We start from the raw sequence: 26,076 nt of genomic DNA, 5'->3' as shown, positions 1-26,076 counted from the left end.
GTGGGCTATGAACCCAGATTGAGGGGGAGGGGGCGCTAAATCTAGTCAGGCCGTAGCCTCGCCTTCCGCCGTCTCGGCCTTCTCCTCTTCCCGCGCCGACCGACGCTCCAGCGCGGTCTTCAACATCGCGGTCATCGGATCGGCCAGCGCCAGCCCCAGGATCCCGAACAGCGCGCTCGCCAGGATCTGCGCACCCAAGGTCAACGCCGGCGGAAGATCGACGGTGCGCTTGGCGACCATCGGCACGATCACATACCCGTCGATCGTCTGCACCACGAGATACGTGCCGATCGCCCAATACCCCGTATCGACGCCGGCGCTGAACCCGACCGCGACCATCAGTACGCCGGTCACGATCGCGCCGACGTTCGGAATGAATGCCAGGATCCCCGCGATGATGCCGAGCAGCATCGCCATCGGCACGCCGCCGATCGCCAGCGCGATGCCGCTCGCGACACCCTCGACCGCCATCCCGAGCAGGCGCCCGGCGAGCAACCGCCGCAACGTCGCGCCCATCTTGACCAGGGTCTTCGCAAACTCCGGGCGAAGGTCGCTCGGCACCATCCACTGCATCCCGCGCGAGTACGTCCCCGGGTCCATCGCGATGAACAGCCCGAGGATCAGGATCATGAACATGCTGGTGATCGCGCCGATCGCGCTGCCCACCCACGACGTCACGCGCCCGACCGAGCCAAGTGCCTGCTTGACGATCCCGTTGACGTCCGACGCGCCCGGCATCAGCCCCTGCGAGGTCAGATAGCCGGTGAAGCGATTGGCCTGCGATTCCAGCGTCGAACGCAACTGCGTCACCTGCTCGGTAACCTGCACGCCAGTCAGCACGAACGTGCCGACGAGGAACGCGAACGTCAGCAGCACGACGATCAGCAACCGCCAGCCACGCCCGATCGGCAGCACGCGTCCGAGCAGCCGCACGCCGCCATCGAGCAACGCCGCGAAGACGACGCCCGCGAAGATGATCAGCAACGGCTGCACCAGCACGATCAACAGCGCGATCACGCAGGCGAGCCCGAGCCAGATCGCCGCGCGCTTCAGTTCCTTGCGCAGGAACGGATCGCGCATCTCGACCGGGCTCAGTTCGTCGACCGTCTTCGTCTCGGCCATCTCAGTTCGCCTTGGCGGGATGGAGCGAGGTGCCCGCGCGATCCGGGCGCAGCGAACTCCACCAGCTCAGCGGGTTGAACGTCGCATCCCCGTCGAGACTGAAGGTGATGAACTCCGCACGCCCGCCGAGATTTTCATACGGCACCGGCCCGCCAAGCCCGAGCTGGCTCAGCGCGAACCGGCTGTCGGCCGAGCGATCGCGGTTGTCGCCCATCAGGAAGACGTGGTTCGCGGGGATCGTGATCTCGGCAAAATTGTCGCCCTGGCTGTCCGATTCCAGATCGATCGTCTCGTAACGGCGACCATTGGGCAGCGTCTCGGTATAAGTCGGCAGGCGGCACATCTCGCGCCCGTCGGGCAGCGTCTCGCGCGCGCCGGGATAGTCGATCTCACTGCACGGGCTGTTGGTGTCGACCGGAATCAGCGTGTCATGCAGCGGGCCACGCTTCACCGCGACGCCGTTGAGGAACACGATCCCGCCGCGCACGGCCAGCCTGTCGCCGGGCAGGCCGATGACGCGCTTGATATAGTCGTTATGCGTGCCCGGCGGCGTCACGATCACCACGTCGCCGCGCGTCGGCAGCGATCCGAACAGGCGGCCGTGAATGAACGGCAGCGACACGCTCCAGCTGTCTTCCTGCTGGCGCAGCACGACGCCCTTGAAGATCGCGACCGGGTTCGGGATCGTCGGCGACACGAACGACCAGCCGTACGCGAACTTGGTCACCACCAAACGATCGCCGATGCGGAGGCCCGGCAGCATCGATTCGCTGGGAATATAAAAGGGCTTGGCAATGAAGCTGTGGAAGCCGAGCACGACCAGGATCAGCCAGAAGATCCCCTTCACCTCGCCCCACCAGTCGGTGCCGCGGCGGCGGGTCGTTTCAGACGTGGTGCCGGCCGGTGGCGCGGTATCGGCCGCGGTCGTCTGCGCGAGGGGCTTTTCCTGGAACTCGTTGCCGTCCAACGCCGCGTCCTTCATCGATTCATATCCAGGTTCGTGTCCGGGGATATCAGAGGTATAGCTTCGATGATCACGAAGGCCTGCGCCCACGGATAATCATCGGTCATCGTCAAATGCACACGCGCGGCGTGGCCTTCGGGGGTCAACGCGTCAAGCCTCGCTTTGGCGCCCCCGGTCAGCGCCAGCGTCGGCGCGCCGCTCGGGGCGTTGACCACGCCGATGTCGCGCATGAACACGCCTGCACGAAACCCGGTCCCGACGGCCTTGGAAAACGCCTCCTTGGCGGCGAACCGCTTTGCCAGCGTCCCCGCCTTGGTAAAAGGCCGCCGTGCCGCCTTCACGCGCTCGACATCGGTGAACACCCGCTGCTCGAACCGCTCGCCGAACCGCTCGACCGACGAAGCGATCCGCTCAATGTTACACAGGTCGGACCCAAGCCCGATAATCATCGCGACGCCTGGGGTCGGAAGACAAAAGATTCTGTTCGCGCGGAGACGCGGAGACGCGGAGAGTTTGAGAGCCGCAAGTGCGGCGAAGGTGAGAAGCAAGCGGGACGGCGCCCAGTGGCCCCCTTCTGCTCCGCGTCTCCGCGTCTCCGCGTGAACACACCTTCTGACTTACCGCGCCGCATCCATAGCCTCGCGCATCAGCCGAACCGCCTCGCCGAGCCCGACGAACAGCGCCTCGCCGACCAGGAAATGCCCAATGTTCAGCTCCCGAACCTGCCGGATGGCAGCGATCGGCGCGACGTTGTCGTAGGTCAGGCCGTGCCCCGCATGCACCTCGATACCGTTCTTCGCGGCTAGCGCCGCCGCATCGGTCAGCCGGCGCAGTTCCGCCGTCTGCGCCTCGCCCGACAGTTCCGCGTACAACCCGGTGTGCAGTTCGATCACCGGCACCTTGAGCCGCACCGCCGCCTCGATCTGCCGCGCGTCGGGTTCGATGAACAGAGACACACGGATGCCCGCCCCCGCCAGCGCGTCGACCAGCCGCGCCATCCGGTCGTAATGGCCGGCAACGTCGAGCCCGCCCTCGGTGGTCAGTTCCTCGCGTTTCTCCGGCACGATGCATGCGGCATGCGGCTTGTGGCGCAGCGCGATGCCGAGCATCTCGTCGGTCGCTGCCATCTCCAGGTTGAGCGGGATCGTCAGCTCGGCCGACAGCCGCGCGATATCGTCGTCGGTGATGTGCCGGCGATCCTCGCGCAGGTGTGCGGTGATCCCGTCCGCCCCCGCCGCCGCGGCGACCAGCGCCGCGCGTACCGGATCGGGATAGCCAGCCCCGCGCGCATTCCGCACCGTTGCGACGTGATCGATGTTGACGCCGAGGCGCAGGTGGTCGTTGCCGGGGGGGCTCATGCCGCCGCCCTGCTGCCAGGCTTGATCGCGGGGATCGCCGCCAGTTCGGGCGGCAGCGCATTCGCCGGATAGGTCGGCACGTCGAGCCGGATCAGCGGGAAGAACGGCACGCCGAGGTCCGCCGTCCCGTTCGAGCGATCGACCAGCGCCGCCGCCGCGACGGTCACGCCGCCCGCGCGCCCGATCGCCGCGATCGCCTCGCGCGACGACAGCCCGGTGGTGACGACGTCCTCCATCATCAGCACGCCCTGGCCGGGCGCGAGCCGGAACCCGCGGCGCAGTTCGAACACGCCGGCGGGCCGCTCGAGGAATACCGCCTCGACACCGAGCGCGCGGCCCATTTCGTGGCCGGCGATCACGCCACCCATCGCGGGCGAGACCACGATATCGATCTGCGCGCGCAACTCCACCGGGATCGATGCCACCAGCGCTTCCGACAACCGAGCGCCACGCGCGGGGTCCATCAGCACCCGAGCGCATTGCAGGTAGCGCGAACTGCGAAGCCCCGAGGACAGGATGAAATGCCCTTCGAGCAGCGCCTCGGCAGCACGGAATTCGGCGAGCACGTCGTCTTCGGTCATCGCGGGTCATCGCTCCAAAAGGTCTGCCCGCGCTGATACGGGCGCACCCGGGGCCACGCAACGACAACCGTCGCTCCAGGCATCACACGTCACCCCAGTCCGCCATCCTGACGAAGGGTTGAAGCGATGGTTAGAGACAATGCTTGAGGCGAGCCCCCCCGCTGGGTATAGCTCCTGCCAAATGATAAGCAGACATCCGCGCGTCCGTGATATCGGGTTCGCTATAAACCGGGGTCAAGAATAACGATGCGCAAGATGGGGATGAGAGGATTTGCGATGGCAGCGGGGCTCGCACTGGCGAGTCTCGGTGGTGTCGCCGGGCATGCGGCCCAGCCTGCAAGCACGCCGACGAACACGCCAGCAGCGGCACCAGCACCGCAGGCCGCGGCGGCGCCGGGTGGTGTCTCCAACACCGCGCCGACCACATCGGCAGCGACGCCGACCGCCAACCCGTCCAGCCCCGAACTCGCGATGGACGGTGCGCCGGCGATGACGGCCAAGCCGATGATCGGCCAGCCGACCGACGGCCTGTTCGGTCTTCAACCCCAGGTGACCAAGAACGGTCAGTTCGCGCACTGGATGCATAATTCGATCCTGGTGCCGACGATCACGATCATCTCGCTGTTCGTTCTCGCGCTGCTGTTCTGGGTGTCGTTCCGCTATCGCAAGGCACGCAACCCGGTCGCGTCGAAGACGTCGCACAACACCGTCATCGAGATCATCTGGACGCTCGCGCCGGTTGTGATCCTGGTGCTGATCGCAGTCCCCTCGATCGGGCTGCTCCAGGCGCAGTTCAAGCCGGCCCCGTCGGGCGCCGTGACGCTGAAAGCGATCGGCAACCAATGGTATTGGACCTATCAGTATCCGGACAATGGCGGCTTCGAGATCACCGCCAACATGCTGAAGGAAAAGGGTGAGGTCGCCGCCGGCGAGCGCGCCCGCACCGATGCAGACGGCCCGGCACTGCTCGCGACCGACAACCGCATCGTCCTCCCCGTCGGCGTGCCGATCCGCCTGATCACCACGTCGAACGACGTGATCCACAGCTGGGCGGTGCCTGCGTTCTGGATCAAGCTCGACGCGATCCCAGGTCGCCTGAACGAGACCAGCTTCACGATCGACAAGCCCGGCCTGTATTTCGGCCAGTGCTCGGAACTGTGCGGCGCGCGCCACGGCTATATGCCGATCGCGGTCGAAGCCGTTCCGCCCGCCGAATATGCGGCCTGGGTCCGCGCCAAGGGCGGCACGATGCCGACCCCCGGCAAGGCGTCCGACAAGGTCATTCCGCAGCCCGGCGCCGATGGCTCCGCGGCGAAGGTCGAGGAGGCGGCGGAAACCGCCAACGCCACCGGCCCGGTCGAGAACGTGACCACCGCAGCCCCCGCGACGACGCAGGGCGCCACCTCAAACCCGGCCGGCGCCGGCAACGCGGGACTGTAAGATGACCGACACCGCTCTCACCCCGTCGGCGTTCGTAAGCCACGACGCGCACGACCATCACCACGACACCGATCACAAACCGGGATTCTTCGCGCGTTGGTTCATGTCGACCAACCACAAGGATATCGGCACGCTGTACCTGATCTTCGCGATCGTCGCGGGGATCATCGGCGGCTCGGTCTCGGGCCTCATGCGCGCCGAGCTCGCGCATCCCGGCATCCAGTATCTGCAGGGCTGGGCGAGCATGCTCCACGGCGGCCCCGCCAGCCTCGACGAATCGCTCCATCTCTGGAACGTGCTGATCACCGCGCACGGCCTGATCATGGTGTTCTTCATGGTCATGCCGGCGATGGTCGGCGGCTTCGGCAACTGGTTCGTGCCGATCATGATCGGTGCGCCGGACATGGCGTTCCCGCGCATGAACAACGTGTCGTTCTGGCTGCTGATCCCCGCCTTCACGCTGCTGCTGGCCTCGCCGTTCTTCGGTGGCGCGGGTAATGGCTGGACGCTCTACGCGCCGCTCTCGACCTATGGCGAGCCCGGGCCGTCGACCGACATGGCGATCCTCGCGCTCCATCTCGCGGGCGCGTCGTCGATCCTCGGCGCGATCAACTTCATCACGACGATCTTCAACATGCGCGCGCCGGGCATGACGCTGCACAAGATGCCGCTGTTCGTGTGGTCGATGCTCGTCACCGCGTTCCTGCTGCTGCTCGCACTGCCGGTGCTCGCCGCGGCGATCACGATGCTGCTAACCGATCGCAACTTCGGCACCACCTTCTTCGATCCGGCCGGCGGCGGCGACCCCGTCCTGTACCAGCATCTGTTCTGGTTCTTCGGCCATCCCGAAGTCTACATCATGATCCTGCCGGGCTTCGGCATCGTCAGCCAGATCATCTCGACGTTCAGCCGCAAGCCGGTCTTCGGCTACCTCGGCATGGCCTACGCGATGGTCGCGATCGGCGTGGTCGGGTTCGTCGTGTGGGCGCACCACATGTTCACGACCGGCCTCAGCGTGAACACCAAGATGTACTTCACCGCGGCGACGATGGTCATCGCGGTCCCGACCGGCATCAAGATCTTCTCGTGGATCGCGACGATGTGGGGCGGCTCGCTCACTTTCAAGACGCCGATGGTGTGGTCGATCGGCTTCATCTTCATGTTCACCGTCGGCGGCGTGACCGGCGTGGTGCTCGCCAACGGCGGCATCGACGATTACATGCAGGACACCTACTACGTGGTGGCGCATTTCCACTACGTCCTGTCGCTGGGCGCCGTGTTCTCGCTGTTCGCCGGGTTCTACTATTGGTTCCCGAAGATGTCGGGGAAGATGTACAACGAGTTCCTCGGCCAGCTGCATTTCTGGGTGTTCTTCATCGGCGTGAACGTGATGTTCTTCCCGATGCACTTCCTGGGGCTCCAGGGCATGCCGCGCCGTATTCCGGACTACACGCCGCAGTACGAGCATTGGAACACGGTCGCGTCGGTCGGCTACATGATCATGGCCGCGGGCATGGTGGTGTTCTTCGTCAACCTGATCTGGTCGATGGTCGCGGGCAAGCCGGCAGGCGACAACCCCTGGGGCGACGGCGCGACGACGCTGGAGTGGACGATCTCCTCGCCGCCGCCATACCACCAGTTCGAGACGCTGCCGAAAATCGACTGAGGCGGATCAGGGCCAGCAGGCCCCCGCCCGGCCGGCGCAGCAACGCCGCGTCCGACGACACGGGATTTACTCCCGTGTCGGGGCCAGCCGAAAACGTAAACGCCTCGGGGAGACCCGGGGCGTTTTTCGTTCAATTACGCCTTCGAGCCAGATCATGTGTCTCCGCGAAAGCGGAAACACAGCCTGGGCTCCCGCCTTCGCGGGAGAACAAGGAGGCGGGAGTCCGCACCTGCGTCATTCCTACGCTCGTCATCCTCCACGCCCATCACCCTACGCGCGTAATCACGCACTCTCGTCATCCCCTCCACGTCACCCCACGCCCATAATCACGCACGCCCGTCACCGCCGCCGTCATCCCAGCAAAAGCTGGGATTTCACCCTGTGACTCCACGCGCTCGCCAAGCGGGAGACCCCAGTTTTTGCTGGGGTGACCGGAAAGGGCTGGGTGACCGGGGGACTCGGGCGGCGGGACTGGCGGCGGGAAGGGGCCGAGGTGACTAAGCGGACCTGGATGACGGTCAGGGGCTAGAGAGAAGGTTAGGGGATGGGGAACGGAAAGAGCCCGGGCTCACAGGCAAGACCCCAGCCTAAACGCAAACCCACCCCCGTTCACCATTCCAAAGGACAATCGCGCTAACCCCGCCTCCATGCCGAGCGCCCCTCCCCCAACCCCAGTCAGTCCCGACGTCCCCACGGGAATCCCCCGCTCGATCCTCGCCCTACTCGCCGCGTTCGCCGCGTTCGCGTTCACGATCATAGTCCCCACCGCGCTGCGTGACGGCGACACCGGCTGGCACCTCGCGACCGGCGCCTGGATCGTCGCGCATGCCAGCGTCCCGACCACCGACCCGTTCTCGTTCACCGCCACCGGCCGGCCGTGGGTGGCGCACGAATGGCTGTCCGAACTGGCGATGTACGCGAGTTATCGCGCCGCCGGCTGGAGTGGCCTGATCGTCCTCATAGGCGCAGCGATGGCCGCGCTGTTCGCGCTCGTCGCCTACGAAATCCGCCGCTGGCTGAGCACGCGCGCCAGTATCCTCGCGCTGCTCCTGCTCGTCACCGGCCTGCTCCCGTCGTTGCTGGCACGCCCGCACATCCTCGCGCTGCCAATGCTGGCCGGCTGGCTGATCGCCCTGCTGCACGCGCGCGCGCGCGACCGACCGCCGGCGTTGGGCTTCGCCTTACTCATGCTGGTATGGGCGAACGCGCATGGCAGCTTCGTGTTCGGGCTGGCACTCGTCGGCGTGTTCGCGCTCGAAGCGCTGATCACCGCCGCTCCGTCCCACCGCCGTCGCGTCGTCCTGGGCTGGGGTGCGTTCGGTCTGGCCTGCGCTATCGCCGCCACCGCGACCCCCGCCGGTTTCGACGGCCTCGTCTTCCCGTTCTACGTCGACCGGCTGAAACTGCTCGCGCATCTCGACGAATGGCAGCCCGCCGACTTCGCGACGTTCTCCGGGTTCGAGGCGATCCTGCTCGCCACCCTCGCCTGCCTGCTCCTCCGGCCGGTGCGCATCCCACCCGTTCGGCTGCTCCTGTTGCTCGGCGTCCTGCACCTCGCCCTGCAACATACCCGCCAGGAAATCGTCCTGGTCGTCGTCGGTATCCTGGTCCTCGCAGAACCGCTCGGCAAAGCCTGGACCACCAATACCAGGAGCTCATCAATACCATGCCGAGAGAGCCGATCGATCGGCATCCTGATCCTGCTGCTCGCGATCGGCCTCGCAACCTACCGGATCGCCGTCCCCGTGGTGCGCAACGACAGCGCCGGTATCCCCGCCACCGCGCTCCGCCAGTTGCCCCCGGCACTCCGCAACCAGCGCGTCTTCAACGAATACAGCTTCGGCGGGTCGCTGATCCTCGCCGGCATCCGGCCCTATATCGACGGTCGGTCCGACATGTACGGAGACCCGTTCACGCTCGACTATTTCAGGATCGCCGCGGGCGACGCCGAACGCTGGCACGCGGCGAACGCGAGATGGCATTTCGGCTGGACGATCCTGCCGCCACGCTCGCCGCTGGTCGGCTTGCTCGATCATGACCCCGCGTGGCGGCGCGTCTACACGGATGGCACCGCGGTCATCCACCAGCCCGTACCCGCGCATCGGCCAACCCCTTGAGCCGACACGACGCGAAGGGTTTCCGAGGTCCGCCGCAACGCGTATAGCGTACCCGAACCATGACTCCTGTCACTCCACTCCTGCCACCGGCGCACTGGCGCGATTTTCTTGCGTTGACCAAGCCGCGGGTGATGACGCTCGTCGTCTTCACCGGCCTTTGCGGCATGCTAGCCGCGCCGGTCGGCGTACATCCTGTGATCGGCTTCACCGCAATCCTCTGTATCGCGCTCGGCGCGGGTGCCGCGGGAGCGCTCAACCAATGGTACGAGTCGGATATCGACGCGGTCATGCGCCGCACACAGAAGCGCCCCCTCCCCGATGGCCGGATGGACCGCCAGGCGGCGCTGCATTTCGGTGTCGGCCTCGGTGCATTCTCGGTCCTGTTCATGGGGTTCGCGGTCAACGCCGTCGCCGCCGCGATCCTGACCGTTTCGATTCTGTTCTACGTGCTGGTCTACACCGTCTGGCTAAAGCGCCGCACGCCGCAGAATATCGTCATCGGTGGTGCTGCCGGCGCGTTCCCGCCGCTGATCGGCTGGGCGGCGGCGACCGGCGACATCGCGCTGCTCCCCGTGCTGCTGTTCCTCTTCGTGTTCCTGTGGACGCCGCCGCATTTCTGGGCGCTCGCGCTGTTCATGAAGAGCGATTACGCCGCCGCGGGCGTGCCGATGCTCCCCGTCGTGTCTGGCGAGCGGACTACGCGGACGCAGATCGGGCTCTACACGATCCCGATGGCAGCGGTCGCGATCCTGCCCTGGCCGCTAGGCCTGACCGGCGCGATCTACGGCATCGCCGCCGTCCTGCTCACCGGCTGGTTTGCGCTACTCGCCGTCCGCGTCGCCAAGCGCACCACGCATGCCGACGATGCGATGAAACCGGAGAAGGCCTTGTTCAAATACTCGATCCTGTATCTGTTCGTGATGTTCGGCGCGCTGGTCGTCGACCGGTGGTTCGCATGAGCATCCCCGATCCCCTCCGCGAGGAAGACCTGATCCGCAGCCGCCAGCGCGGTCGTGCGCGTGTCATGGCTGTCCTGCTCGGCGCCTTCGTCATCCTCGTCTTCGCGATTTCGATCGCCAAGATCCGCGCGGGGATGCCGCACTGATGACCGGATGGAAGGCCATGTCGCGTACCAACCGCACGGCGGCGCTGGCGGTGCTCTTCATCTGCTTCATGACCGGGCTCGCCTGGGCCAGCGTGCCGCTCTACCGCCTGTTCTGCTCGGTCACCGGGCTCAACGGCACGACGCAGCGCGGGCTCGTTGCCCCCGGCGCGGTCGATCACAAGATCACGGTCGACTTCGACACCAACGTCAGCCCCAAGCTGCCGTGGAAGTTCGTGCCCGAGAATCGCTCGGACACGATCGACATCGGCGCGCGCGACATGGCGTTCTTCAAGGCCACCAACACCTCAACCAAGCCGCTGACCGGCACCGCGACCTTCAACGTCCAGCCCGCGCAGGCCGGCAAGTATTTCACCAAGATCCAGTGTTTCTGCTTCACGCAGCAGACGCTGAAGCCCGGCGAGACGGTGCGGATGCCGGTGATCTTCTTCGTCGATCCGAAGATCCTGACGGACCCGGATGCGGCCGATATCCAGACGATCACGCTGAGCTACACGTTTTACCCGGTGGATTCTGCCAAAACAGCCAGCTAGAACGCTGCGAAAGAACATAGGGGAGTACCGATGGCCGGCGCCAAGAACCATGATTACCATATCCTGCCGCCGAGCGTGTGGCCGCTGGTCGGCTCGTTCTCGGCGCTGATCATGGCGGTGGGCGGCATCATGTGGATGCACGGCGGGCATATCGACAAGCCCAATGGCGGCGGCTGGATCTTCTTCATCGGCCTCGCCGGGCTGCTCTTCACCTTCTACAGCTGGTGGGCGCAGGTCATCCAGGAGGCACGCGCTGGCGATCATACGCCGGTCGTGCAGCTTCATTTCCGCTACGGCATGATCCTGTTCATCGCCTCCGAGGTGATGTTCTTCGTCGGCTGGTTCTGGGCGTTCTTCGACTTCTCGCTGTTCCCGACCGCGATGACCTATGCCGACGGCAGCGTCACGCGCGCGGTCGAAGGCGGCGCGGCGATCGTCGCGCAATGGCCTCCGAAGGGACTGACGGTCATCAACCCGTTCGAACTGCCGCTGCTCAACACGCTGATCCTGCTGACCTCGGGCACCACGGTGACGTGGGCGCATCATGCGCTGATCCACAACCAGCGCGGCGGCGAGAAGACCGGCGCGTGGGGCCTGATCGGCGTCGGCAATCGCGACGGCGTGCTCAAGGGCCTGTGGCTGACGGTGATCCTCGGCGCACTGTTCAGTGCGATCCAGGCGTACGAGTACATCCACGCACCGTTCCCGTTCAAGGGCATCAACTACGGCGCGGCATTCTTCATGGCGACCGGTTTCCATGGCTTCCACGTGCTGATCGGCACGATCTTCCTGATCGTCTGCCTGGTCCGCGCGTATCGCGGCGACTTCACCCCGAAGCAGCATTTCGGCTTCGAGGCGGCGGCCTGGTACTGGCATTTCGTCGACGTCGTTTGGCTGTTCCTGTTCGTCACCGTCTATGTCTGGGGCGGCTGGGGCGCACCCGTCCACGGGGGTTGAGCTTTTACCACCCCATCTTTGGCCGCCACCCCGACCTCGGCAACCACCCCGGCGAAGGCCGGGGCACAGTTGGCAAGGTCGCAGTAACGAAGCGCCGTCCTCCGTTAGCGACGTCCCCCAACTGGGCCCCGGCCTTCGCCGGGGTACCGGCGTTTGGTGGTGAGGCACTGCCGCAAGCCGACCCTCCCGCCCTCCCCTTTTTCTCCCGCGAAGGCGGGAGCCCAGTCTGGATCCCCGCCTTTGCGGGGAAACAAGGGGAGCGCTGACCGCATGACCGAAGACCCCTACCCCCTCGCCACCGCCCCCACGATCGCCCAGGTCGCGCTCAAAGGCCTCTGCCCCCGCTGCGGCAAGCCGACCCTCTTCGCCAAATGGTCCAACTTCGCCGACCGCTGCCCGAACTGCGGCCTCGACTTCAGCAAATTCAACGTCGGCGACGGCCCCGCGGCGTTCCTCACCCTCATCCTCGGCGCCCTCGTCGTGACCCTGGCGATCACTTTGGAACTCAAGGTCCACCCGCCGCTCTGGCTGCACATGCTGATATGGATCCCCTTCACCGCCGGCGGAGTCGTGCTGTCCTTAAGAGCAGCGAAAGGCGCCCTCATGTCCGCCGAATACCGCAACGCAGCCCGCGAAGGCCGAATCGACCCGTGACGAAGCGCGTACCCGTCATCCCCACCATCCTCGTCACGCTCGCGATCGCGGCGATGATCGGCCTCGGCCTGTGGCAGCTGCTCGACCGCCTCCCGAAAAAGGAAGCGTTCCTCGCCCAGCTCGCCGCCAACCCCGCCAAGCCGACCATGGCCTTCCCGCGCTTTCCCGACGAAACGCTCCTGTTCCGCCGCGCCTCGGCTCTCTGCCTCCAGCCGACCGAGATCAAACTCGCCGGCGCCGGTAAATCCGGCTTCCGCGCGATCGCCGAATGCAGGACCGGCGCGGAGGGCCCCGGCATGGTGGTCCAGCTCGGCACGACGCGCGATCCGATGGCGAAGGTGAACTGGCCCGGCGGCGAAGTCTCCGGCTACATCAGCCACGCCCCCGACGGCCGCTCGCTGATCGGATCGCTGTTCGATCACACGCCGCAACGCCTGATGCTGATCGCCGACACGCCGCAGGCGGGGCTCAACCCCAACGGCAAGCCCGACATCGCGTCGGTCCCCAACAACCACCTTGCTTATGCGGGCCAATGGTTCTTTTTCGCCGCCATCGCCGCGATCATCTACACCCTCGCGCTCCGCCGCCGCCCGCGCTAGCCGTTCTCCTGCGGAGGCAGGAGCCCAGGGTACCGCGCGCCTCGCTCCGTAGCGTTGGATAACCCTGGATTCCTGCGTTCGCAGGAAAACGGACAGCGCGCGCAGCTTGTCGCCTCCCCGCCCATTCGCTAACCGCTTGGCCATGCGTTACATCAGCACCCGCGGCTCGGCGCCGATCCTCGATTTCGAAGCGGCGACGCTCGCCGGGCTCGCGTCCGATGGCGGCCTCTACCTCCCCGAGGCATGGCCGACGATGCCCCGCGACGAGATCGCCGCGCTCGCCGGGCTCTCGTATGTCGACACCGCGGTCGCCGTGATGACCCCATTCGTCGGCGACGCGATGACTCGCGAGGAACTGAAGGCGCTCTGCGAACAGGCATACGGTCGCTTCTCGCACGCCGCAGTCGTACCGCTGGTCCAGCTCGACCACGATCAGTGGCTGCTCGAACTCTTCCACGGCCCGACGCTCGCATTCAAGGACGTCGCGCTCCAGCTGCTAGGCCTGTTCTTCGAGCGCTTCCTCGCCGGCACGGACAAGCGCCTGACGATCGTCGGTGCGACCAGCGGCGACACCGGCTCGGCGGCGATCGACGCGGTGGCGGGGCGCGAGGGCATCGACATCTTCATGCTCCACCCGGTCGGCCGCATCTCCGACGTGCAGCGCCGCCAGATGACCACGGTGCTCAGCCCCAACGTCTACAACATCGCGATCGAAGGCAGCTTCGACGACGCGCAGGCCCTCGTAAAGGCGATGTTCAACGACCGCGCCTTCTCGACCAAGTTCGCGCTGTCCGCGGTGAACTCGATCAACTGGGCCCGCCTGATGGCGCAGGTGGTCTATTTCTTCTACGCCGCGGTCCGCCTCGGCGCGCCCGATCGCGAGGTCGCGTTTGCTGTCCCGACCGGCAATTTCGGCGACGTCTTCGCCGGCTATGTCGCAGCGAAGATGGGGCTGCCGGTGGCCAAGCTGGTGGTCGCGACCAACGTCAACGACATCCTCCACCGCGCGCTCAGCACCGGCGATTATTCGAAGGGCGGCGTCCAGCAGACCCCGACCCCGTCGATGGACATCCAGGTGAGTTCGAACTTCGAACGCCTGTTGTTCGACCTCGGCGACCGTGACGGTGCCGCACTCGCCGCACAGATGGCCGGCTTCGAGTCAACGGGGGCCATGCGTCTCACCAACGCACAGTCGCAGGGTGCCTTGGCGCTGTTCCAGAGCGAACGCATCGACCTAGATGACATGACGTTGGCGATGCGCTGGGCGCACGAGCACGCTGGCCAAGTGATCGACCCGCATACCGCGATCGGCCTCGCCGCCGCGCTGCGTACCGACGTCCCCGCCGGCGTACCGATCGTAACGCTCGCCACCGCGCACCCCGCCAAGTTCGGCGACGCGGTCGAGCGCGCCACCGGCGTCCGCCCCTCGCTGCCGACCCGCGTTGGCGACCTGTTCGACCGCGAGGAGCGCTACGCCACGCTGCCCGCGACCTTCGAGGCGATCACCGCCTACATCACCGAGCGCGCGAAGCCGTCGGCATGAAGCTGCACACCCTCATCGGCGAGCCCTGGGCGGATTACGGCCTGATCGACTCCGGCCACGGCAAGAAACTCGAACGCTATGGCCGCTTCCGCTTCATCCGCCCCGAACCGCAGGCGATGTGGGCCCCCGCCTCGACCGACTGGCAGGCACAGGGCGAATTCGTCCCCGGCTCGGACGAAGACGGCGGCGGTCGCTGGGAATTCTCCGAGCCTGTCCCGCGCGAAGGCTGGACGCTCAAGTGGAACGAGGTGTCGTACACCGCGCAGACCACCCCGTTCCGCCACCTCGGCTTCTTCCCCGACATGGCGCCGGTGTGGAGCTGGATGCGCGAGCGCGTCGCGGGGCTCGAGAGCCCCGAATGCATGAACCTGTTCGGCTACACCGGCGTCGGCACGCTGGCGATGGCGACCAAGGGCGTCCGCATGGTCCACGTTGATGCGTCGAAGAAGTCTGTCGAGGCGGCCAAGGCCAACGCGAAACTGTCGGGCATGGCCGACGCGCCGATCCGCTGGATGACGGATGATGCGGCGAAGTTCGTCGCGCGGGAGGTGCGGCGCGGGCGGCGGTATGATGGGATTTTGCTCGATCCGCCGAAATATGGGCGTGGTCCGGAGGGCGAGGTCTGGCGGCTGGAGGAGGACCTGCCCAAGCTGATCGCCGACTGCCGCAAGCTCCTCGACGAGAACTCGCGCTTCCTGTTCCTCACGGTCTACGCCGTCCGGATGTCCGCGCTGGCGATCGGCGAACTGCTGAACCAGGTCTTCGCCGATCTGCCCGGCAAGGTCGAAGTGGGCGAACTCGGCGTTCGCGAAGAGGCCCGCGGCCTGGTATTGCCGACGGCAATCTGGGCCCGCTGGAGCCGCTAAGCCCACCCGCTTAGCCACCACCCCGGCGAAGGCCGGGGCCCAATTGGAACGGTTGACGTAACGAAGGACGGTCCTCCGTTGGCTACGCCCCCCAATTGGGCCCCGGCCTTCGCCGGGGTGGTGCTTTTAATTCAAGAGCTCAGTGCACCTCGAAGGCCGCTCCCCCGCGCAGGCCGGGGTCCAGGAGCCAGGAACGAAATCGCTTGTGACCCTGGGCCCCCGCCTTCGCGGGGGAACAAGAATAGGAATCACCCCGGAATCTGCTGCGAGATGCAGTGGAAGCTTCCGCCGCCTGTCAGGATATGGTCCGCACGCTGCCCCACCACCTCGCGGTTCGGGAACAGCGCCTGGATCGCCACGACCGCCGCCGCATCGTTCTCAGCCCCATATAACGGCACCACCACCGCGGCATTGCCGATATAGAAGTTCATATAGCTCGCCGGCACGACCTCCTCGTCACGCAGCACGCGGCCCGGCGACGGGATCGTCACGACCTCCAGCCCGGCCGCGGCGGCATCGCGCGCGGCGTTCTGGTACACCTGCCAGTTCGGATCGTTGTCGGTCGCCTTAGGGATCGCCACGCGCCCCTCACCGACGAACCGCGCGAGGTTGTCGACATGGCCGTCGGTATGATCGTTGACCAATCCGTCACCCAGCCACACCACGCGGGTATAGCCGAGGTCCGACGCAAGCCGAGCCTCGATATCCGCCTTGCTCAGCGACGGGTTACGGTTGCGATTGAGCAGGCACTGCTGCGTCGTGACGACCGTCCCGGTGCCGTCGCCATCGATCGCGCCACCTTCGAGGACCCAGTCGCACGCCTCGACGCGCTTGTGCCGGCTCGCCGCCAGCCGCTGCCCGATCGTGTCGTCGCCCGGCAGGTCATACTTGCCGCCCCAGCCATTGAACCGGAAATCGCGCGCACTGCCGTCGCCGACGATGATCGGCGCGGTATCGCGCAGCCAGATATCGCCGAACGGCTCGACCACCACCTGCGCGAACGGCGCTAGCTTCTTGGCGGTGGTCGCCGAGCCGACGTCCGCTGCAACCAGGATCACCGTCTCGCCCCGGCCCTCGGCATGCACCGCCTTGGCAAACGCGACGACCTCGTCCCGCGCCGGCTCCAGATCCTCCAGCCAAAGGTCGGCATGGCTCGGGAAACCGATCCAGACGGCCTTGTGGTGCGCCCATTCGGCGGGGGTGGTCGTCGTCACTTCACTTGGCTCCTGCGCGATCGCGGTCACGGATGCCGCGGAATTCGGCGGTCTTATACCAGTTCGGCCACAGACTGGTATCGTCCGCGAGCTTGCGCCCGAGGCCGTAATAGATCGTCAGGTCGTCGACCGCGCCCGACCAGTCCCACTTCGCGTCATATTCGTCCGCGGGCTTGTGATAGCGATTCGCGACATAATCCTCGCGCTTGGCATGTCCCGCGGCTGTCCCGCCGACGACGAGGTCCTCGCCGCTGCCGCCATCGAGCATCGGTACGCCCAATTTGGCGAAACTGAAGTGATCCGACCGGTAATAGCCGCCGCGTTCCGGGTTCGCCTCGACGCCGATCACGCGGCCCTCGGCAGCGACGAACGGCTTCACCAGATCCTCGATCTCGGATTTCCCTGCGCCGACCAGGACGAAGTCCTTGGCACGGCCATCGGTGTTGAGGACGTCCATGTTCACCCCGCCGGCGGTCTGCGCGAGCGGATAGATCGGATGCTCGGCATAATAGCGCGACCCGAGCAGTCCCGACTCCTCCGCCGTCACCGCCAGGAATGCGATCGAGCGCTTGGCCGGCCCCGCCTTGGCCTGCGCCTCGGCCAGCGCGATCAGCCCGGCGACACCGGTCGCATTATCCGCAGCACCATTGCAGATATCGTCGCCATCGACCGGATCGCACCGGCCGAGATGATCCCAATGCGCCGAATACATCACATAGTCGTTCGGAGCGGACGTGCCCGGCAGCACGCCGATCACGTTCTTCGACGCCTGCCGCTTGATCGTGTTGTCGAACCCGCCCGACAGCTTTAGCCCGAGCGGAACCGCCTTGAACCCCTTCACCTTGGCCGCCGCCGCCAGCGTCGCGTAATCCTTGCCCGCGCTCGCGAACACGCGCTCGGCCGCCGCGCGCTGCATCCAGCCGACGATCTGCGACTGGTCGAGATGATCGCCCTTCTCGTCCAGTTCGAGCTGCGGCCCGGTCCAGGACGACTGCACCACCGCCCAGGGATACGCCGCCGGCTCGGTATCGTGGACGATGATCGCCGCCGCCGCGCCGTGCTTAGCCGCATTCTCGAACTTGTACGGCCAGCGCCCGTACCACGTCATCGCACGCCCTTCGAAGGGCCCCTCACGCGACATCGTCTGCCAGTCGGCATCGTTGATGAGGATGACGACCGTCTTCCCCTTCACGTCGACGCCGGCATAATCGTCCCAGCCCTTTTCGGGTGCGGTAATGCCGTAGCCGACGAACACCACGTCGCTGTTCGCGACGCTCGATTTCGGTGCGACGCGGTAGGTGCCCGCGACCATGTCGGTGCGATAGGCGAGGCTGATGGGCGCCTTGCCGCCGGTGAAGACATAGGGCTGCACGTTCGTGGCGGTGATCTCGACCATCGGCACGTCCTGAGTCCACGCGCCCTTGTTGCCGGGCTTGAGACCTGCCGCCTTCATCCTCTCGACGATATACGCGACCGTCTTCGCCTCGGCGGGGGTGGTCGGCGCACGGCCTTCATACGCGTCCGACGACAGCACCTGCGTGACGGTCTTTAACGTCTCGACCGAAATCGCCGGAGACGTCTGCGCGGACGCGGCAGTCCCGAGCAGCAGGAGAGGCAGGATGGCAGCGCGCATGGTCATATCCCCATTTGGTTGCGCGCGTTCTGGCAAAGCCCAGAGCGCATGTCCACGAATCGACACGGGGCAACGAAAAAGGGCGGCCCCGCAGGACCGCCCTTTTCCGTTCCAAACCGCGCCGTGGCAAAGCCACGTCGTCGGACGTCGCTTGAGCGACGCCGGCCGGTCGACGAATTTACTCGGCTTAACGCGAGTAAAATTCGACGACGAGGTTAGGCTCCATCTTCACCGGGTAAGGCACTTCGTCGAGCGTCGGGACGCGCGTGAAGGTGACCTTGGCCGCGCCGTCGGTGGCGACATAGTCGGGAATCTCACGCTCAGCGAGGCTCTGCGCTTCCATGACCAGCGCCATTTCCTGCGCCTTCGAACCCAGCGTGATCTCGTCACCGACGAAGCAGCGACGCGAGGCGATGTTGCACTTCACGCCGTTGACGCGGATGTGGCCGTGCGAAACGATCTGGCGTGCCGCGAAGATCGTCGGTGCGAACTTGGCGCGGTAGACGATCATGTCGAGGCGCTGCTCGAGCAGGCCGATCAGGTTCTGCGAGGTATCGCCCTTCAGACGCGCAGCCTCGTGGTAGCACGCACGGAACTGCTTCTCGGTCACGTCGCCATAATAGCCCTTGAGCTTCTGCTTGGCACGCAGCTGGATGCCGAAATCGCTGACCTTGCCCTTGCGGCGCTGGCCGTGCTGGCCCGGGCCGTATTCGCGCTTGTTGACCGGCGACTTGGGACGACCCCAGATGTTCTCGCCCATACGGCGATCGAGTTTGTACTTCGCGCTTTGACGCTTCGACATAGTATAACCTTTGCAAATGCAAACAACGTTGGTCCCGGTATCGCTCTGCTGGTCGCCGTTAGACCCAAAGGTCGAGACAAGGCAGGGCCACCGCTTCACCGGGGTGCAGGGCCATTGCGAAGGCGGGCGCCTAGACGGGGGGGGCGTGAGAGTCAAGCTCGGCGGTCATGCTGGACAGGGTGCTGGAGGGTCGGCAAGAGGCGACGCATGACCATTCTCCCCGGCCCCGATTGCACCACCATGACCGAGGTTCGCGCCGGCGTCGACGCGCTCGACCGCGAGCTTGTTGCGCTCCTCGCCAGGCGTTTTGCGTATATGGACGCCGCCGCGCGGATAAAGCCGGAGCGCGGGCATGTGCGGGATGAGGCGCGGAAAACGCAAGTGATCGACAATGCGCGCGCCGAGGCGGTCAAGCTCGGCCTGCCCGACACGGTAATCGCGGACCTCTGGGAGAGGCTGGTCGAAGCCTCGATCGCCTATGAACTAGCCGCGTTCGACCGCCGCTAGGGCAACGCACTCCCCTCCCTGGAAGGGGGGGGGGGGGGGGGGGGGGGGGGCGGCCCCCCCCCCCCCCCCCCCCCCGGCTTCGGCGTCGCGCGACGAGGATGGCGCGAGCCCACCCCCCAGCCCCCTCCCGCAAGCGGGCGGGGGAGCAGAAGCTGGCAACGGCGCCACCCTTCGCGAAATCGCGCTCGACGCGATCGCGGCCACCACCTGGATCCCCGCGCGCTCAGAAAACCGGATCACGTCGATGGTGCAGGGCCGCCCCGACTGGGTCATCTCGCGCCAGCGCGCCTGGGGCGTGCCGATCGCGCTGTTCGTCGACCGCGCCACCGGCCAGTACCTCAACGACCCCGCCGTCAACGCACGCATCGTCGAAGCCTTCCGCGAGAACGGCGCGGACGCATGGTACGCCGACGGCCACCAGGCGCTGCTCGGCCCCGACTACGACCTCGCCGACTATGAGGTCGTGAAGGACATCCTCGACGTCTGGTTCGACTCCGGCTGCACGCACGTCTTCACCGTCGAAGCGCGCTATGGCGAAGGCACGCGCGCGAACCTGTATCTCGAAGGCTCGGACCAGCATCGCGGCTGGTTCCAGTCGTCGCTGCTCGAAAGCTGCGGCACCCGTGGTCGCGCACCGTATGACGCAGTCCTCACGCACGGCTTCGCGCTCGACGGCCAGGGCCGGAAGATGTCGAAGTCGCTCGGCAACGTCGTCGATCCGCTCAAGATCATCGGCGAGTCCGGCGCGGACATCCTGCGCATGTGGGTCGCCTCGACCGACTATTTCGACGACGTGAAGATCGGCAAGGAGGTGCTCGCCACCGCCTCCGACTCGTATCGGAAACTGCGCAACACGTTCCGTTACATGCTCGGCGCGCTCGAAGGCTTCGACGACTCCGAGCGCGTCGCGGTGTCCGACATGCCCGAGCTGGAGCGCTACGTCCTCCACCGCTTGCGGATGATCGACACCGAGCTGCGCCAAGCGGCCGAAGCGTATGAGTTCAACCGCTACACGCGCCTGCTGACCGACTTCGCGAACGAGGACCTGTCCGCGTTCTTCTTCGATATCCGCAAGGACTCGCTCTATTGCGACGCGCCGAGCGACATCAAGCGTCGGTCGTACCGCACCGTACTCGACGTGCTGTTCCACGCGCTCGTCCGCTACGCCGCGCCGGTGTTGTGCTTCACTGCCGAGGAAGTGTGGCAGTCGCGCTTCCCGAGCGACGACAGCTCGGTGCACTACCTCGAATGGCCGACGCTGCCGGCAATCGAAGTCGACCGGCCGTTTTGGTCTAAATGGGAAAAACTACGCGCACTGCGTAAAACCGTGTCGGAGACCATCGAGCCACTTCGGCGCGAGAAAGTAGTCGGGTCTAGTTTACAGGCCGATGTAACGATAATGTTGCCTGCCGGCACGACGCTAGACGATCTTTTGATCTATGGCCCCGGCCATGCGAACGCAAATTTAGCGGAAGTGTTTATCGTTTCCAATGCCACCATTCTGGAAGCGGTCGAAGGTACACAAACAGCTATCGACGTTTCCGAGCGTGAGATTTCTGTTCAGCCCACCACTAATAAGAAATGCGGCCGCTGCTGGCGTCACCTCCCCGAGGTGACAGTCGATGGCGATCTCTGCGACCGCTGCGAGAAGGTCGTGGCGCATGCGTAACCTCCCGAAAGCCGGGTTCGGCGCGGCGATCGCGCTCTTCCTCGCCGACCAGCTCAGCAAATGGGCGGTGACCAACCCGCTCGGGATCGATTCGCTCGGCGATTCGCAGACGATCACCTCGTTCTTCGACCTGCGCTTCGTGCCAAACATCGGCATCTCGCTCGGGCTGCTCCCTGCCGACGGGCACCTGACCCGCTGGGCGCTGGTGCTGCTGACCGGCGCGATCGCGATCGGCGTCGCGGTGTGGATGACGCGCGAGAAGAACCCGGCCGATCAGGTCGCGCTCGGCTTCGTGCTCGGCGGCGCGGTCGGCAATATCCTCGACCGGATCCGGCTCGGTTACGTCGTCGACTTCGCCGACCTGCACATCGGCGAGTGGCGTCCGTTTTTGGTCTTCAATGTCGCCGATGCAGCGATTACTGTCGGCGTGCTCGTCCTGCTTGTTCGGGCGCTCCTCGTGCGCGAGAAGCCCCCTGTGGAGAATTCCCATGCGTAAGTTCGTACCCCTGGCTGCCGGTCTGGCGAGCGTCGCCCTCCTTTCGGGGTGTGGGGCAGGCCGAAGCCTCGATCGTGCACGCCCGGACGAGTTCGCCGTCGCGCGCCAGGCGCCGCTCGTGATCCCGCCCGACTTCGCGCTGGTCCCGCCACAGCCTGGTGCCGCCCGCCCGCAGGATACCGCCGCCAACGCGCAGACGCTCGATGCGCTGTTCGGCGGCACCGCGGCACGCAGTGCGGCCGAGACCGGCGTGATCAACGACGCGGGTGCGGATAGCGACGATCCCGGTATCCGCTCCAGCGTCGGCGATCCCGGTACGACGGTGGTCGACAAGGGCTCGACCACGCGGGACATCGTCGCGGCCCCGGAAGGCGACGGCCAGGACGCGCGCACGACCGCGAACTAATCGGGGTTTTACCGGTGGACGAAAAAGGGCGGCTCCTCGCGGGGCCGCCCTTTTTTTCGTGGCTGGTTGCTGGCGCGGCATCGTCGGAAGCGGGCCATGATCCCATGATCTTACGATACGTGACCGCACCCGGAACCAGACCCGCGCCGGCCCCCACCCCTGAATCCGTCATCCCAGCGAAAGCTGAGATCTCACCGTGTGGCGAACGTCGCTAGGCTCGAGAGATACCCCAGATTTCGCTCGGGTGATGGAATGCAGCTTGAAAACGGAGATCGGAATAGCCTCGGCACCCGCCTGCTTGTTCTCCCGCGAAGGCGAGAGCCCAGCCTGGGTCCCCACCTTCGCGGGGACGCAAGCTTGGGGTCTGAGATGGGGTGCGGAACGCTCGCCGCGCCCTTCCCTCAGCCCCTCAGAACGCCGCAGTCAGCGACACCAGCACCTTGCCGTTGGCGATCGAGCCGTTGCCGTCCTGGCCGCGGCTGAAGCTGGGCTGGAGATAGGCCGATTCGCCCTTCGTGATGTCGGTGTCGACATACGCCACGCCCAGCGTCAGCGGGGTGCTGGGGATCACGTAGTCCGCGCCGAACAGCCAGTCCCAATATTCGCCGGTCGGCGACACGCTGGTCGCAAACGGCCCGAGGCCCTTGTTGCCGTTCGAATAGCCGACATGCGCCTTCACCGTCAGCCCGGTATTGGGAACGCCGCTGCTGACATCGCCCCAGAGATACAAGTTGCTGTCCTTGGCGTTGACGCGGTCGTAGACGCCGGCCGCCGCCGACGCGCCGTTCGAATACCATGGCCCCAGCGCCTGCTGCTTGGGTGCATAGGCGACGCCGGCGGTCAGTGCGACGGGGCCGGCGGTGCCCGACAGCTTGGCATAGGGCTCGATGAAGTCGGTGTTGTCGAAGCCGCTCGGGTACATATACCAGGTCGCGCCGACGTCGAGCGTACCGCCGCCGACCGGGACCTTGTAGCCCGCGATCAGATCGAGCTCCATGTTGGCGCCGCCGAACGTGCCCCAGCCCGCGAGGTTGGACCCCCAGGTGCCGATGTACAGGCCGCTCTTGTGCGCGATGGTGATGCCGCCCTGGACGGCGAGGTTCTCGTCCGACTGCGACACGCCCCGGAAGCGGTAATCGCTGACGAGCCCGACCGAGCCGGAGACCGTGATCTCCTTGGGCGGTGCGGTAGCCTCGTCCTGAGCGAACGCGGGGGTAGCGGCAGCCAATGCGATGCCGCCGAGAAGAATAGTGGTGAAGCGCATCGTTTCCCTTTCGATACTGGAAAGTCGATGTCCCCGCCTGCCACCGCGGACGCCGCATCTATCGAGGCGTCAGCCTCCGAGTGCGGTCTTTCCTGCGGTGACGAATGTGTGACAGCCCATGGTGCGACGCACAAGCGAATCTTGCGTACAATCGGGGTTTGACGCCACACATGTTGCGCGGCGGCCACACCGATTGTATCCTAAGGGCAACCACCGGAGCGAAACGACATCGCCGAAAGGGCACCGGAGCCGACGAGACGACGCGATCATGTCAGGATCACGACGGCGACGCCCATGACCGACAGGATGACGCTCGCTATCACGAGCGAGCGGACCTCCGGCGCGTCGCGCGACGAACTGGCGCGGTGCACCGCAGTGAGCAGCAGTCCCGTACTTACCAGGACAATGAGGCTGCCCAACAGATCGCCTTGAGTCTCCGTCATCGCTCATCCCGTCGGCTGGCCTGCGAATAGGGTAGTGACGCGGACCTATCGTGCTGATGACGCGGCGATGAAAACTGCGGATGAACCGTTAGCCGCGCGCTTGCCGAAAAGCGTCCAGTCCCGCTTCGAGATCGGCGATCAGGTCGGCGGGGTCTTCGAGACCGATCTGGAGGCGGACCATCGGGCCTGCGGCGTCGCGCTTTGTGACGCTGCGGTAGCGCTGCGGGTCGGCGGGGATCGCGAGGCTTTCGAAACCGCCCCAGCTATAGCCTATGCCGAACAACTGGAGTGTATCGATCAGCGCGGCGCGCGATGCCTCGTCACCGCCGTTGAGGACGAACGAGAACAGGCCGCTGGAGCCCTTGAAGTCGCGGACGAACAGGTCGTGGCCGGGGCAATCTGGAAGAGCGGGGTGAAGGACCTGTGCGACTTCGGGCCGGCCTTGGAGCCACTTCGCGATGGTCAGCGCGCTCGACTGATGCTGTGCGAGGCGCACCGCCATCGTCCGCAGGCCCCGGCTGCCGAGCCAGCAATCGTCGGGGCTGGCGACCTGGCCGAGTTGAAAACTCGTCTCGCGCAGTTTCTTGAAATGACCGGGTGCCGCGGTGACCGAGCCGAGCATGACGTCGGAATGGCCGACGACGTATTTGGTGCCGGCGAGGATCGTCAGGTCGACGCCGCGCTCGATCGCGGGGAAGAACAGCGGCGTGGCCCAGGTGTTGTCGAGCAATGTCGTCACGCCGCGTGCCTTGGCCGCGGCGACGATCGCGGGGACGTCCTGCACCTCGAAGCTGAGCGATCCGGGGCTTTCCATGAAGATCGCCCGCGTCTTGTCGCCGATCAGGTCGGCGATGCCCGCGCCGATCATCGGGTCGTAATAGCGCGTGGTGATCCCGAACCGCTTGAGCAGCCCGCCCGCCATGCCGCGGGTCGGGTCGTAGGCGCTGTCGACCAGCAGCAGTTCGTCGCCCGGCGACAGTACCGACAGCAGCGCTGCGGCGATTGCCGCTACACCCGAACAATACAGGAAAGTTCCCTCCGCGCCGGGCTCGAGCGAGGTGAGTGCGTCGGCGAGGCTCCACTGGGTGGGTGTGCCCTTCCGCCCGTAGAATAGGCGGTGATGCGTGTCTTTGGTGGCGCTTTCGCGGAGGTGGCCGACCGAGTCGTAGAGGATCGTCGACGCGCGCCAGACCGGCGGGCTGACGATGCCTTGAGTCCACTCCGGGCGACGACCGGCGAGGACGACCTTGGTCGCATCGCCGACCGGCTTGTTCGTGTCGCTCATGCGGTGCCTGTCGCCTTGGGAGTCGTGGGGTTGCCGCCCCATTCGGACCAGCTGCCGTCGTACAACGCCGCGTCATTGCCGAGCAGATGCGCGCCGAATGCGAGCACCGATGCAGTGATGCCCGAGCCGCAGGTCATCACCAGCGGCTTCGTGAGGTCGACGCCGGCCTTATCAAATTCGGCCTTCAGCGCGTCGCCGGTCTTCCACGTGCCATCCGCGTTGAACACCGCGCCCTGCGGCAGGTTCTTCGAGCCCGGAATATGCCCCGGCGCGGTGCCCGGTCGTGGGTCTTCCTCCGCACCGGTGAAGCGCGCCGCCGAGCGCGCGTCGAGCACCTGCTCCGCGCCGCTCTCGACGTTCGCCTTCATCTGGTCGAGGTCACGCACGCCCTTCAGGTCCGCCCAGGTCGTGAAGTGACGATGCCGCGGCGTTTCCTTTCCCGACGCGATCTCACGCCCCTCGGCCTGCCACTTGGCCAGCCCGCCATCGAGGATCGCCACGTTGCGCGCGCCGAACAGCCTGAGCATCCACCATGCGCGCGCCGCCGTGTGCCAGGGCGAGCTGTCGTACAGGACGATCCGGCTGCCATCGCCGAGACCCAGCGTCTGCATCCGGCTCGCGAATTTCTCCGCCGACGGCAGCATGTTGGGCAGATCGCTGTCGGTATCGCGCAGTTCGGCGAGGTTCATGAACACCGCGCCGGGGATATGCGCCGCTTCATACTCCGCCGCCGCGTCTCGGCCCTCGGCATAGGTCGCGTCGACGATTCGCAGATCGCTCGCGCCCAGTTCGTTCGCCAGCCATTCGGTGCTTACCAACGCGTCCATATGCGGC

At 66.1% G+C, this 26,076-nt stretch carries 26 protein-coding genes and 1 pseudogene; 15 read left to right on the top strand and 12 right to left on the bottom strand.

Going from position 1 to position 26,076, the window contains the following annotated elements:
* Nucleotides 1-45 precede the first annotated feature (45 nt).
* The 5 genes from H8S47_RS11020 to pyrE form a co-directional block, all read right to left on the bottom strand.
* On the bottom strand, nucleotides 46-1,122 hold the full coding sequence (locus H8S47_RS11020) for an AI-2E family transporter (protein ID WP_187503911.1): 1,077 nt from the start codon (nucleotides 1,120-1,122) through the stop codon (nucleotides 46-48).
* A 1-nt stretch (nucleotide 1,123) separates the two neighbouring features.
* Nucleotides 1,124-2,104 (bottom strand): signal peptidase I, encoded by a 981-nt coding sequence (lepB, locus tag H8S47_RS11015; RefSeq protein WP_187503910.1) that lies wholly within the window; start codon nucleotides 2,102-2,104, stop codon nucleotides 1,124-1,126.
* Entirely contained in the window at nucleotides 2,101-2,535 is a 435-nt protein-coding gene (gene acpS, locus H8S47_RS11010) for a holo-ACP synthase (protein WP_187503909.1), read from the bottom strand. Before acpS ends, lepB begins: the two co-directional genes overlap by 4 nt.
* A 168-nt stretch (nucleotides 2,536-2,703) precedes the next feature.
* Nucleotides 2,704-3,444, bottom strand: a complete 741-nt coding sequence (locus H8S47_RS11005) for a pyridoxine 5'-phosphate synthase (RefSeq protein ID WP_187503908.1) — start codon at nucleotides 3,442-3,444, stop codon at nucleotides 2,704-2,706.
* Nucleotides 3,441-4,025 (bottom strand): orotate phosphoribosyltransferase, encoded by a 585-nt coding sequence (gene pyrE, locus H8S47_RS11000; RefSeq protein ID WP_187503907.1) that lies wholly within the window; start codon nucleotides 4,023-4,025, stop codon nucleotides 3,441-3,443. Before pyrE ends, H8S47_RS11005 begins: the two co-directional genes overlap by 4 nt.
* Before the next feature lie 276 nt (nucleotides 4,026-4,301).
* On the opposite strand from pyrE, the gene coxB reads away from it, so the two are divergent.
* From coxB to H8S47_RS10945, 11 genes are all read left to right on the top strand, one after another.
* Nucleotides 4,302-5,465 carry a cytochrome c oxidase subunit II gene (gene coxB, locus H8S47_RS10995; protein ID WP_235982788.1) on the top strand — a complete coding sequence of 388 codons (1,164 nt, stop codon included), beginning with the start codon at nucleotides 4,302-4,304 and terminating at the stop codon, nucleotides 5,463-5,465.
* A gap of 1 nt (nucleotide 5,466) precedes the next feature.
* Nucleotides 5,467-7,131, top strand: a complete 1,665-nt coding sequence (ctaD, locus tag H8S47_RS10990) for a cytochrome c oxidase subunit I (protein ID WP_187503906.1) — start codon at nucleotides 5,467-5,469, stop codon at nucleotides 7,129-7,131.
* 647 nt (nucleotides 7,132-7,778) lie between these two features.
* Nucleotides 7,779-9,248: a hypothetical protein gene (locus H8S47_RS10985; RefSeq protein ID WP_187503905.1), complete on the top strand. Its 1,470-nt coding sequence runs from the start codon at nucleotides 7,779-7,781 to the stop codon at nucleotides 9,246-9,248.
* Between the two features lie 59 nt (nucleotides 9,249-9,307).
* Nucleotides 9,308-10,207, top strand: a complete 900-nt coding sequence (locus H8S47_RS10980; protein WP_187503904.1) for a heme o synthase — start codon at nucleotides 9,308-9,310, stop codon at nucleotides 10,205-10,207.
* Nucleotides 10,204-10,353, top strand: coding sequence for a hypothetical protein (locus H8S47_RS10975; protein WP_187503903.1), 150 nt, complete (start codon nucleotides 10,204-10,206; stop codon nucleotides 10,351-10,353). Before H8S47_RS10980 ends, H8S47_RS10975 begins: the two co-directional genes overlap by 4 nt.
* Nucleotides 10,353-10,904: a cytochrome c oxidase assembly protein gene (locus tag H8S47_RS10970; protein ID WP_187503902.1), complete on the top strand. Its 552-nt coding sequence runs from the start codon at nucleotides 10,353-10,355 to the stop codon at nucleotides 10,902-10,904. Before H8S47_RS10975 ends, H8S47_RS10970 begins: the two co-directional genes overlap by 1 nt.
* A 30-nt stretch (nucleotides 10,905-10,934) precedes the next feature.
* A complete protein-coding gene (locus H8S47_RS10965; protein WP_187503901.1) occupies nucleotides 10,935-11,861 on the top strand; it encodes a cytochrome c oxidase subunit 3 in 927 nt (308 codons plus the stop codon).
* Between the two features lie 270 nt (nucleotides 11,862-12,131).
* A complete protein-coding gene (locus tag H8S47_RS10960; RefSeq protein ID WP_187503900.1) occupies nucleotides 12,132-12,515 on the top strand; it encodes a DUF983 domain-containing protein in 384 nt (127 codons plus the stop codon).
* Nucleotides 12,512-13,114, top strand: coding sequence for an SURF1 family cytochrome oxidase biogenesis protein (locus tag H8S47_RS10955; RefSeq protein ID WP_328805501.1), 603 nt, complete (start codon nucleotides 12,512-12,514; stop codon nucleotides 13,112-13,114). Before H8S47_RS10960 ends, H8S47_RS10955 begins: the two co-directional genes overlap by 4 nt.
* Nucleotides 13,115-13,256: 142 nt before the next feature.
* A complete protein-coding gene (thrC, locus tag H8S47_RS10950; RefSeq protein WP_187503898.1) occupies nucleotides 13,257-14,657 on the top strand; it encodes a threonine synthase in 1,401 nt (466 codons plus the stop codon).
* Nucleotides 14,654-15,523 (top strand): class I SAM-dependent methyltransferase, encoded by an 870-nt coding sequence (locus H8S47_RS10945; protein ID WP_187503897.1) that lies wholly within the window; start codon nucleotides 14,654-14,656, stop codon nucleotides 15,521-15,523. Before thrC ends, H8S47_RS10945 begins: the two co-directional genes overlap by 4 nt.
* Before the next feature lie 248 nt (nucleotides 15,524-15,771).
* Here the strand turns inward: H8S47_RS10945 and H8S47_RS10940 are convergent, their stop codons facing one another.
* The 3 genes from H8S47_RS10940 to rpsD form a co-directional block, all read right to left on the bottom strand.
* Nucleotides 15,772-16,737, bottom strand: a complete 966-nt coding sequence (locus H8S47_RS10940) for an agmatine deiminase family protein (protein ID WP_187503896.1) — start codon at nucleotides 16,735-16,737, stop codon at nucleotides 15,772-15,774.
* A 1-nt stretch (nucleotide 16,738) separates the two neighbouring features.
* Nucleotides 16,739-18,370 carry a M20/M25/M40 family metallo-hydrolase gene (locus H8S47_RS10935; RefSeq protein ID WP_187503895.1) on the bottom strand — a complete coding sequence of 544 codons (1,632 nt, stop codon included), beginning with the start codon at nucleotides 18,368-18,370 and terminating at the stop codon, nucleotides 16,739-16,741.
* A gap of 187 nt (nucleotides 18,371-18,557) precedes the next feature.
* Entirely contained in the window at nucleotides 18,558-19,172 is a 615-nt protein-coding gene (gene rpsD / locus H8S47_RS10930) for a 30S ribosomal protein S4 (RefSeq protein ID WP_056053294.1), read from the bottom strand.
* Nucleotides 19,173-19,379: 207 nt separating this feature from the next.
* Here rpsD and H8S47_RS10925 point away from each other — a divergent pair, with 207 nt between their 5' ends.
* The 4 genes and pseudogenes from H8S47_RS10925 to H8S47_RS10910 all read left to right on the top strand — a co-directional run bounded on the left by H8S47_RS10925 (nucleotide 19,380) and on the right by H8S47_RS10910 (nucleotide 22,250).
* Nucleotides 19,380-19,679 carry a chorismate mutase gene (locus H8S47_RS10925; protein ID WP_187503894.1) on the top strand — a complete coding sequence of 100 codons (300 nt, stop codon included), beginning with the start codon at nucleotides 19,380-19,382 and terminating at the stop codon, nucleotides 19,677-19,679.
* A 109-nt stretch (nucleotides 19,680-19,788) separates the two neighbouring features.
* Nucleotides 19,789-21,348: pseudogene (locus H8S47_RS10920) on the top strand (class I tRNA ligase family protein); the annotation flags it as partial.
* Nucleotides 21,341-21,844: a signal peptidase II gene (gene lspA, locus H8S47_RS10915; RefSeq protein WP_187503893.1), complete on the top strand. Its 504-nt coding sequence runs from the start codon at nucleotides 21,341-21,343 to the stop codon at nucleotides 21,842-21,844. The pseudogene H8S47_RS10920 and the gene lspA, both read left to right, overlap by 8 nt.
* Nucleotides 21,837-22,250: a DUF3035 domain-containing protein gene (locus tag H8S47_RS10910; protein ID WP_187503892.1), complete on the top strand. Its 414-nt coding sequence runs from the start codon at nucleotides 21,837-21,839 to the stop codon at nucleotides 22,248-22,250. Before lspA ends, H8S47_RS10910 begins: the two co-directional genes overlap by 8 nt.
* A 409-nt stretch (nucleotides 22,251-22,659) precedes the next feature.
* On the opposite strand, the gene H8S47_RS10905 is transcribed toward H8S47_RS10910, so the two are convergent.
* The 4 genes from H8S47_RS10905 to sseA all read right to left on the bottom strand — a co-directional run bounded on the left by H8S47_RS10905 (nucleotide 22,660) and on the right by sseA (nucleotide 26,069).
* Nucleotides 22,660-23,514 carry a TorF family putative porin gene (locus H8S47_RS10905; protein ID WP_187503891.1) on the bottom strand — a complete coding sequence of 285 codons (855 nt, stop codon included), beginning with the start codon at nucleotides 23,512-23,514 and terminating at the stop codon, nucleotides 22,660-22,662.
* Nucleotides 23,515-23,780: 266 nt separating this feature from the next.
* Nucleotides 23,781-23,957 carry a hypothetical protein gene (locus H8S47_RS10900; RefSeq protein WP_187503890.1) on the bottom strand — a complete coding sequence of 59 codons (177 nt, stop codon included), beginning with the start codon at nucleotides 23,955-23,957 and terminating at the stop codon, nucleotides 23,781-23,783.
* Between the two features lie 88 nt (nucleotides 23,958-24,045).
* Complete coding sequence (gene metC / locus H8S47_RS10895) at nucleotides 24,046-25,242, bottom strand: cystathionine beta-lyase (protein WP_187503889.1); 1,197 nt, start codon at nucleotides 25,240-25,242, stop codon at nucleotides 24,046-24,048.
* Nucleotides 25,239-26,069, bottom strand: a complete 831-nt coding sequence (gene sseA, locus H8S47_RS10890; protein WP_187503888.1) for a 3-mercaptopyruvate sulfurtransferase — start codon at nucleotides 26,067-26,069, stop codon at nucleotides 25,239-25,241. Before sseA ends, metC begins: the two co-directional genes overlap by 4 nt.
* Between the last annotated feature and the right edge of the window lie 7 nt (nucleotides 26,070-26,076).

Source organism: Sphingomonas albertensis (assembly GCF_014358075.1).
Lineage (GTDB): Bacteria > Pseudomonadota > Alphaproteobacteria > Sphingomonadales > Sphingomonadaceae > Sphingomonas > Sphingomonas albertensis.
This window is presented reverse-complemented; position numbering and strand designations above follow the sequence as displayed.

Coding starts and splice junctions, on each gene's coding strand:
- H8S47_RS11020 (WP_187503911.1), bottom strand. CDS start 1,122: ATGGCCGAGACGAAGACGGTCGACGAACTGAGCCCGGTCGAGATGCGC.
- lepB (WP_187503910.1), bottom strand. CDS start 2,104: ATGAAGGACGCGGCGTTGGACGGCAACGAGTTCCAGGAAAAGCCCCTC.
- acpS (WP_187503909.1), bottom strand. CDS start 2,535: ATGATTATCGGGCTTGGGTCCGACCTGTGTAACATTGAGCGGATCGCT.
- H8S47_RS11005 (WP_187503908.1), bottom strand. CDS start 3,444: ATGAGCCCCCCCGGCAACGACCACCTGCGCCTCGGCGTCAACATCGAT.
- pyrE (WP_187503907.1), bottom strand. CDS start 4,025: ATGACCGAAGACGACGTGCTCGCCGAATTCCGTGCTGCCGAGGCGCTG.
- coxB (WP_235982788.1), top strand. CDS start 4,302: ATGGCAGCGGGGCTCGCACTGGCGAGTCTCGGTGGTGTCGCCGGGCAT.
- ctaD (WP_187503906.1), top strand. CDS start 5,467: ATGACCGACACCGCTCTCACCCCGTCGGCGTTCGTAAGCCACGACGCG.
- H8S47_RS10985 (WP_187503905.1), top strand. CDS start 7,779: ATGCCGAGCGCCCCTCCCCCAACCCCAGTCAGTCCCGACGTCCCCACG.
- H8S47_RS10980 (WP_187503904.1), top strand. CDS start 9,308: ATGACTCCTGTCACTCCACTCCTGCCACCGGCGCACTGGCGCGATTTT.
- H8S47_RS10975 (WP_187503903.1), top strand. CDS start 10,204: ATGAGCATCCCCGATCCCCTCCGCGAGGAAGACCTGATCCGCAGCCGC.
- H8S47_RS10970 (WP_187503902.1), top strand. CDS start 10,353: ATGACCGGATGGAAGGCCATGTCGCGTACCAACCGCACGGCGGCGCTG.
- H8S47_RS10965 (WP_187503901.1), top strand. CDS start 10,935: ATGGCCGGCGCCAAGAACCATGATTACCATATCCTGCCGCCGAGCGTG.
- H8S47_RS10960 (WP_187503900.1), top strand. CDS start 12,132: ATGACCGAAGACCCCTACCCCCTCGCCACCGCCCCCACGATCGCCCAG.
- thrC (WP_187503898.1), top strand. CDS start 13,257: ATGCGTTACATCAGCACCCGCGGCTCGGCGCCGATCCTCGATTTCGAA.
- H8S47_RS10945 (WP_187503897.1), top strand. CDS start 14,654: ATGAAGCTGCACACCCTCATCGGCGAGCCCTGGGCGGATTACGGCCTG.
- H8S47_RS10935 (WP_187503895.1), bottom strand. CDS start 18,370: ATGCGCGCTGCCATCCTGCCTCTCCTGCTGCTCGGGACTGCCGCGTCC.
- rpsD (WP_056053294.1), bottom strand. CDS start 19,172: ATGTCGAAGCGTCAAAGCGCGAAGTACAAACTCGATCGCCGTATGGGC.
- H8S47_RS10925 (WP_187503894.1), top strand. CDS start 19,380: ATGACCATTCTCCCCGGCCCCGATTGCACCACCATGACCGAGGTTCGC.
- lspA (WP_187503893.1), top strand. CDS start 21,341: ATGCGTAACCTCCCGAAAGCCGGGTTCGGCGCGGCGATCGCGCTCTTC.
- H8S47_RS10910 (WP_187503892.1), top strand. CDS start 21,837: ATGCGTAAGTTCGTACCCCTGGCTGCCGGTCTGGCGAGCGTCGCCCTC.
- H8S47_RS10905 (WP_187503891.1), bottom strand. CDS start 23,514: ATGCGCTTCACCACTATTCTTCTCGGCGGCATCGCATTGGCTGCCGCT.
- H8S47_RS10900 (WP_187503890.1), bottom strand. CDS start 23,957: ATGACGGAGACTCAAGGCGATCTGTTGGGCAGCCTCATTGTCCTGGTA.
- metC (WP_187503889.1), bottom strand. CDS start 25,242: ATGAGCGACACGAACAAGCCGGTCGGCGATGCGACCAAGGTCGTCCTC.
- sseA (WP_187503888.1), bottom strand. CDS start 26,069: ATGGACGCGTTGGTAAGCACCGAATGGCTGGCGAACGAACTGGGCGCG.